The organism is Geofilum rubicundum JCM 15548, from assembly GCF_000974365.1.
Lineage (GTDB): Bacteria > Bacteroidota > Bacteroidia > Bacteroidales > Marinilabiliaceae > Geofilum > Geofilum rubicundum.
In genome coordinates this window covers 46,399-54,632 of the sequence record NZ_BAZW01000028.1, presented here as the reverse complement: position 1 = coordinate 54,632, position 8,234 = coordinate 46,399, and the positions used below count along the sequence as shown (strand labels likewise).

General features: G+C 48.5%; 6 protein-coding genes. 5 read left to right on the top strand and 1 reads right to left on the bottom strand.

The features are described from left to right. Positions 1 to 68 precede the first annotated feature (68 nt). From fucP to JCM15548_RS25590, 5 genes are all read left to right on the top strand, one after another. The gene (fucP, locus tag JCM15548_RS12765; RefSeq protein WP_062125988.1) at positions 69 to 1,349 is read left to right on the top strand and encodes an L-fucose:H+ symporter permease; all 1,281 of its coding nucleotides are present in this window, start codon (positions 69 to 71) and stop codon (positions 1,347 to 1,349) included. A gap of 1 nt (position 1,350) precedes the next feature. Continuing rightward, complete coding sequence (locus JCM15548_RS12760; RefSeq protein WP_157482744.1) at positions 1,351 to 2,355, top strand: aldo/keto reductase; 1,005 nt, start codon at positions 1,351 to 1,353, stop codon at positions 2,353 to 2,355. Between the two features lie 60 nt (positions 2,356 to 2,415). Further along, complete coding sequence (locus JCM15548_RS12755) at positions 2,416 to 3,423, top strand: zinc-dependent alcohol dehydrogenase family protein (protein ID WP_227625781.1); 1,008 nt, start codon at positions 2,416 to 2,418, stop codon at positions 3,421 to 3,423. 111 nt (positions 3,424 to 3,534) lie between these two features. Then, entirely contained in the window at positions 3,535 to 4,527 is a 993-nt protein-coding gene (locus JCM15548_RS25595; RefSeq protein ID WP_262487047.1) for an alpha-L-fucosidase, read from the top strand. Between the two features lie 23 nt (positions 4,528 to 4,550). Next, positions 4,551 to 5,204 (top strand): alpha-L-fucosidase, encoded by a 654-nt coding sequence (locus JCM15548_RS25590; RefSeq protein WP_262487046.1) that lies wholly within the window; start codon positions 4,551 to 4,553, stop codon positions 5,202 to 5,204. Between the two features lie 32 nt (positions 5,205 to 5,236). Here JCM15548_RS25590 and JCM15548_RS12745 read toward each other — a convergent pair whose 3' ends face one another. Next, on the bottom strand, positions 5,237 to 8,191 hold the full coding sequence (locus JCM15548_RS12745; RefSeq protein ID WP_162198235.1) for a LamG-like jellyroll fold domain-containing protein: 2,955 nt from the start codon (positions 8,189 to 8,191) through the stop codon (positions 5,237 to 5,239). Positions 8,192 to 8,234: the final 43 nt, after the last annotated feature.

Below are 8,234 nucleotides of genomic sequence, written 5' to 3'. Positions count from 1 at the left end.
GGCTTCAACGACAAATCATTTAATCAGTCCCAAAAAACCAACTTCAACCATGTCTCAACCAAAACTAATTGAAAAGACGGTACCTCGTGCCCTTTATCATTGTCACCAGTCTCTTTGCCCTGTGGGGTTTTGCCAATGATATTACCAATCCCCTGGTCGCGGCCTTCCGCACCATCATGGAGATATCCAATGCCAAAGCCGCGCTGATACAAATGGCCTTTTACGGCGGATACGCCACCATGGCCATTCCGGCCGCTTTATTTGTGCGAAAATACAGCTATAAAAAAGCCATCATCCTGGGACTGGTACTCTATGCCACAGGGGCCCTCCTTTTTATCCCGGCGGCCCAGTTCGAAATGTTTGGCTTTTTTCTGGCATCGCTCTACATTTTAACCTTCGGACTGGCCTTTCTGGAAACCACGGCCAACCCCTACATTCTGTCGATGGGCGCGGAGGAGACCTCCACCCGAAGACTCAATCTGGCCCAGGCCTTCAATCCCCTGGGCTCCATATTTGGCATGTTTATAGCCTCCCAGGTCATTCTGGCCTCCTTACAATCCGACCTACGCAACAGTAGTGGTGATTTAATTTTCGAAACCCTGAGTCTGGCCGAAAAGTCGGTCATCCGCACCCACGACCTGGCCGTTATCCGCAACCCCTACGTCGTCCTGGGCCTTGTCGTTATCGGAATGATTGTTCTCTTTCTGGTAGCCAAAATGCCCAACACCCGCAGCGAAAACCCGCAATCGTCGGTAAAATCCTCCTTTCAGCGACTTTACAAAAATGTGGTTTACCGACAAGGCGTCATTGCTCAGATATTTTATGTGGGTGTGCAAATTATGTGCTGGACCTTCATCATTCACTATGCCGAGAACCTGGGGCTATCGAAAGCGGAAGCACAGCGTTACAATATGGTGGCCATGGGGCTTTTCATCCTGTTCCGTTTTGTCAGCACCTTTTTGATGCGCTTTTTCAACGCCCGAAAATTGTTGATGGCCTTTGCCATGGGGGGTATGATGACCATCGCCGGGACCATTTTTATCCAGGGGATGGGTGGCTTGTACGCTTTGGTCGCCACATCGGCCTTCATGTCGCTGATGTTCCCGACCATTTACGGCATTTCACTCGAAGGGATTGGCGAAGACACCACGCTTGGGGCAGCCGGTCTGGTAATGGCCATTGTGGGCGGAGCGCTTATGCCACCTCTGCAGGGTATGATCATTGATTTGGAATCGGTGTTGGGCTTACCAGCGGTGAATTTTTCATTCATCCTACCCTTCATCTGTTTTGTGGTCATTGCCCGTTTTGGTCTGGTGACGGCCCATTTACAAAAGCAATCATCCCGTTAGTATGAAAAATGAACAAAAGGCATCCGCTCTGGCGGAAAGCGTTCCCAAACGAAGGCTAAGCAATGGCCAACAGATACCAGCCATTGGTTTGGGGACTTTTGGCTCGGACAATTACGATGCGCAGGAAATTGCCGAAGCGGTGGATTTTGCCATCCGTCAGGGTTACCGGCACATCGACTGTGCTTCGGTTTATATGAATGAAGCAGAGATTGGTCGTGTCCTGGCCCAATTGATTAAAGAGGGTGTTGTGCGTCGCGACGAACTCTGGATAACCTCCAAAGTTTGGAATGATGCCCATGGCGCAGGCGAAGTGGTCGCTGCCTGTGAAAAATCCCTGAAGGATTTGCAGTTGGATTATCTGGATTTGTACCTGGTTCACTGGCCCTTTCCCAACTACCATGCCCCGGGCTGCGATGGCGATGCCCGCAATCCGGCTTCCCGCCCCTACAGGCACGAAGCCTACATGTCGGTATGGCGTCAAATGGAACAGTTGGTGGCCAGGGGCTGGGTGAAAGCCATTGGCACCTCCAATATGACCATCCCAAAAATGGAACTATTGCTTCAAGATGCCCATATAAAGCCGGTGGTCAATGAAATGGAATTGCATCCCCATTTCCAACAACCAGCGTTGTTGGATTACATGGTTGAGAATGACATTCAGCCGATCGGATATTCACCCATTGGTTCTCCCAAACGACCCGAACGCGACCGCAGCGAGAGTGACACCGTGGACATTGAAGATCCCGTCATCGTCAAAATAGCCAAAAGGTTAAACATCCATCCGGCTGAAGTCTGCATCAAGTGGGGCATTCAAAGAGGCCAGGTGGTGCTTCCTTTCTCGGTATCACCCGCCAAAATCACCAGCAATCTGAAAGCCACCACCGGCGCACCCATCACTTCGGAAGAAATGCAGCAAATCGCGGACATCGATAAAAACTGCCGACTCATTAAGGGACAGGTCTTTTTATGGGAGAGTGCCAAAGGCTGGAGGATTTGTGGGATTTAGATGGAACCATTACCCAATAAGTCCCCATCATCCCAGAATAAAACGAAAGAAACTGAAATAATGGAAACAAAAATGAAAGCCGCCTATTTACCGGGCAACAGCACTGTTGAATTCAGAGAAGTAGATGTTCCGCAGCCCGGTCCGGGTGAGGTTCTGATAAAAATGAAAGCCTCCACCATTTGTGGCAGCGATATTCGGGCCATTTACAGAGAGCATCTGGGAAAAGGCCCCGAAGCCTACCAGAATAAAATTGCCGGTCACGAGCCCTGCGGACAGATTGTCGCCTGCGGCGCCAACACCAAGCGCTTCAAAGAAGGCGACAGGGTGGTCATTTACCACATCTCAGGCTGCGGCGTTTGCAACGATTGTCGCAGAGGCTATATGATTTCATGTTCCAGTCCCACCCGCCAGGCCTATGGCTGGCAGCGGGATGGCGGCATGGCGCCCTACCTGGTGGCCGAAGAAAAAGACTGCGTATGGCTCCCGGACGAATTGACTTATACCGATGGCGCACAAATCGCCTGTGGCTTTGGAACAGTCTATGAAGGGTTGGAGAAAATTGGTATTTCCGGCAACGATGCGGTGCTGGTGGTGGGTCTTGGACCGGTTGGACTGGCCACGCTTATGCTTGCCAGAGCCTTGGGCGCCCAGCATCTGGTTGGGGTGGATACCATCCAGGAAAGATGTGATTTGGCTTTAGAATTAGGTCTGGCCAACCACACCTTCGTTTCGGGTACCGACACCCTGGAGCAGGTGATGGCCACCACCTACCAAAAAAAGGGCTTTGAAAAGACCGTGGATTGCTCAGGTCATACCCTGGGCCGTCAACTATGTATCAGAGCCACCCGAAAATGGGGCAAGATGGTCATGATTGGCGAAGGAGGTACCGTGGAATTCAATCCCAGTGCCGACATCATTCACGACCAAATCACCATCTATGGCTCCTGGGTGACCAATGTCTGGCGCATGGAAGAACTCGTAGAAAGACTCGTCAGATGGGGCATTCATCCAGAGGATCTGGTGACCCATCGCTTCTCTCTCGACGAAGCCGATAAAGCTACCAGCTAATGAATGAAGGCAAATGTGGCAAAGTAGCCATCGTGTTTGATGAAGAAGGCTAATAAAAACCATCCCATTCACCGTGATAATTTGATATACTTAATATAAAAAACCATTGACATGAAAGTATCCAAAACAATCCTGCTGTCCCTTATTTGTGTATTCTTGATTAAAAACATCTTACCTGCTCAGGTCGTTATTTCATCCGATGAAGTACCCGAGGTAAAAGTGGACACTTCCAGGGAACCCATGGCAGAAGGAGTCTTTGAACCCACTTGGGAGTCTTTAAGGCAATATAAAGTGCCCGAGTGGTATAAAAATGCCAAATTTGGGATATGGGCGCACTGGGGCCCTCAGAGTCAGCCCGAAGCGGGCGACTGGTACGCGCGACACATGTATTCTGAAGGGCACTGGCAATATAATTACCACTTAGAAAAGTACGGTCATCCCTCAGAATTTGGGTTTAAGGATGTGATCAACGACTGGAAAGCCGACCAGTGGGATCCTGAAAAATTGGTGGCCTTATACAAAAAGGCGGGTGCTCAGTACTTCTTTGCCATGGCCAATCACCATGATAACTTCGACTTATGGGACAGTAAATACCAGGCATGGAACGCCGTTAATCTGGGACCCAAAAAAGACTTAATAGCCGGTTGGGCAGCAGCGGCCCGAAAGTTTGATCTCCCTTTGGGCCTGAGCATACACTCGGCCCATGCCTGGACTTGGTATGAGCCCTCTCGCGGAGCCGACAGTAAGGGGGAAAAAGAAGGCATCCCCTACGACGGTCATTTAACACTCGAGGATGGTGTTGGCACCTGGTGGGAAGGGTATGACCCCCAGGAACTTTATGCCCAAAGCCATCCCCACAGTGAAGGATGGGAAGATCTGGGAACCATCCATAGTCAGTGGAACTGGTGGAAGGGAGCCAGTTTACCTGATCAGGCTTATAGTGATAATTTTTACAACCGAGCCATGGATATGATCAACAAGTATCAACCAGACCTGGTCTACTTTGACGATACTGCCTGCCCCTTTGGCCAGTCAGTGATGCCGGACTACAATTCACGGCCAACTTCTACAACCGAAATGCCATATGGCACGACGGGCAGCTGAACGCCGTTGTTTTTGGTAAAATCTTGTCAGAAGACCAACGCAAAGCCATTGTTTGGGACATAGAAAAAGGCATCCCCAACGAGATCCTGCCTTATACGTGGCAATGCTGCACCTGTCTGGGCGGCTGGCACTACGACCGGGGATTGTATAACCGGGATGGCTATAAAAAAAGTCAACTGGTTGTTCAATTGCTGATGGACATCGTGAGCAAAAACGGCAATCTATTATTAAGTGTTCCCTTGCGAGGAAACGGTTCCATCGATGACAAAGCCGAAAAAATCGTAGAGGAAATAGGTGAATGGATGTCCGTTAATAGTGAAAGTGTTTTTGACACCCGCCCCTGGAAAGTCTTTGGTGAAGGTCCGTCGGTTAAAGGTTCTGCCATGAAAGGCCAGGGATTTAACGAGCCCGGCAGTGGCCATTACACCAATGAGGACATCCGCTTCACCACCAAAGGCGACGTTTTGTATGCCATCGTAATGGATTCCAAGGGAACCACCACTGTAAACATCGCCTCCCTTGCAAAGGATTCTCCATTATTAAATGGACGGAAAATCAAACAAATCTCTCAATTGGGGGCTACCAAAACCCCGACCTGGAAACAAAAAAAGGAAGGTTTGTCTGTTGATTTTGAAGGAGAAGGCGTGGTTGTGTTAAAGATTGAAGGCGCGTTGTAAGGTCAATCGGAAAAATCGGGTTGTCAGGAAAATTATTTCTTGACAACCTTTTTCACCAGACGTGCTTCGTTACTAAGGATTTCAATAAAGTAAATGCCAGCGGGCAGCTCCCGCATATCAACAATAAGGTGTTGGGCTTCCTGCTTAACCTCCAAAACCCGGGTTGATCCACTTATATCCATAACATTGATCTCAACTTCAGCTGCTGGTCCATGGCCCAGCTCCAACATCAACTTATTTTTCACCGGATTTGGGAAAAACTTCCAATCCATCTCAACCATCTTTTCGGTTTTTGTGCCTACAAGTGCATGGTTCTTAACTGCCTCGACTTCACTCTGACTCAAAGCCCTGCTGTATATGCGAAGTTCATCAACAGCCCCTTTAAACATGGGATCGGGCCATTGCGATTTACCCAAATAATTCTGGTCCGTTAATCCCAAATCCGATGGAAAGAGCGTCATATTAGGGTTACGTCCGACTTCTTCACCATTAAGATACATCACCCCCACATTGCCTGTCCTGGTCACGGTTAAATGGCTCCATTTTCCCATCTCCAGCACATGAGAAGTGTTAATTTGCTCCTCAGCGCCTCCGGCCTTAATGGCAAAGCGAAAAGAATTATTATTCCCTTCAGCACTGGCCGTCAGAAACATATTGAAATCCGTCCCTCTTCCAAAATCCCACACACGGCTCCAGCTCTCCAGTGCATCGGGTTTCACCCAAATAGCAATGGTAAAATCATCTAAAGAACTGATAAATCCTGTGGGTAGCTGAATGTAAGAAGTGGAGTAGCCCATTAATGAAATACAGCTGTTGGCCATTCCATTGGTCCATCCTCCCAGGTTCATTAGAGCATCTTTACCGGCCCAGATATCATGAACAACGTTTCCCTCATCTTCATCCATGGGCCAATACCCATGGGCACCGGCAAATGGCAACACAAAAATCTGATAATCGACTGTATATACTTCTCCCTCGTAAGCATAACTAACCGAAATTTCCGAAGAAGCTTCCACGTTGTCCAATCCTTTCGTTGCGTCCTTACTCCCGTCGCTCCAGGTCCAGGTCCCACCTTCCACCCCGGGTTTTAACACGGGTATAAGTTCAAGGGATTGTCCGGCTAAAACAACCACTTGACTACCGTTTTGAATGGGCCCATTATTAACCGTATAACCTGGCCCAACGTTTCCGACCTTAATATGAAAGTTTATTTGGACCTCTACACCTGCCTGATTTGTTCCAACAACTGAAATAATCTGGTCTGTATTATCCACTTCCACAAAAATGGCAGGCGATGTTTCTCCTGTACTCCATTCATAAGTTGATTGCCGGGACGACGACTCCACCCGCAATTCAAATTGAGAAAACTGGGGAACGGTTATGGTGCTATCATTGACTATTTCACCGTCCACTTTTATAAAAGTAGTATAGGCATCTGGCCACGCGTCTCCATCCACAGCCACACTAAACAACTGAGTACTGGTTATCCCCCGGGAATTGGTATAGTAAACCCTGTAAAGGCCACTACTGTCAGCAGTGATTTCCAAATCTTTGCCGGTAACCCCTGTGTTCCATTCCCAAATTCCGGTATCGACTTCTCCATCAGGCAAAACAGGAATAAATTTCAAAGCACTTCCGGGAACTACATTCATCAATTCACCCCGCTCCACCGTTTCACCCTGATAATTGATGGTTGAATGTATGGTGGTGGGAGCCATGTCCGTAGTGACAGCCGGGCGGGTACTGGTGAGGGTGGAATAGCCCAGATGATCGTATCCCCCGCTTGTTCCACCACTGCCTCCGGCGTCAGCTACCACCAAATTACTCATATCTTCAGAAAAAGGCATGACAATACCCTTTATTCCAGAGTAGTGACCAATAACCCTGTCCCAATAAGGGCGAAACTGACCTCTGGCGTGTTCATTGTTCCAGGTTTGTATCCAAGCCAGGTGAGCCGCGGTTCCTACACTGCGGTACCTATACTCAGCCCATGGCAGCTCATCCACCCCAGAATTGTAGGCGGCGACATATTCCAATCCGGCCACGAGGCGATTGTCCATATGGGCAAACAGATCGTCCCCCTGGTTCCAGCCTGTTTGTGATATATCCACGGCCAGTCCCATGGACATGGTTGAATGTCCCTGATCGCGACCTGATTCCTGACATTGGCCCAAAAAGCCAAATGGTCCCCTTTCATCCGCATAAAGGATGGGTACCAGATTACCCAAAAACTCGTTCAAGCCATCATTTTCAACAGGCGATTCACGATTTTCAGTGAACGTTCCCACTTTATCGTATTTGTAAAAAGAGACGCCCTGGTTGTAAACAAATACATCGTCACACAAAACACCAATACTCATCACAGTCAATGCATTACACAAACCCCAATTGGCCCAGTAATGACCCGGGAATCCCCTCCCCCAAGTATCATGACGTCTTTTCAAAAAGTCAATGGCCGTGGGATAAAACACTCGCATCATAAATTCCTGAAACTTTTTAAAATCTGAACGCTCCCAACCTTCATAGTCGCGCATCAGCTCGGCCGCATTGGCAAATTCGTAACCGTATATCCCACTTGCCAATGACATATTGGTATTTCCATGAATCCCTGTACAGGTGGATGCCCAGGCATTTAAAATATATACAGCTCTGTCGGCATGGGCCTGTTCGCCACTTATTTTCCAGCGTAGAGCATTCTGGTAAGCTGCCGCTGCTCCCCGGGCGGCATTCATGTAATTTTCATCACCGGCAATACCCCGCTTTATTGTTTCGGTGGGCCAGGTGCCTACATTCGACTGCGACCATTCGTTGGCCTTAAGATTTTCGTAGCCTTGAACAACAGCCGGATGCCCCTCTGCCAATTGGGACTTTATTCGTTCAAAATCTTCTTCCTTATGCAACAATCCGGGGTGGATAAACCCTTGAGAATACAATTCAGGATTTATAAACAAATAGCATACCAGCAGGAATAGTAAAGACTTATTCATAATGTTTTCATTAATGCCCATAAAAAGCTGTAAGGCTTTATAA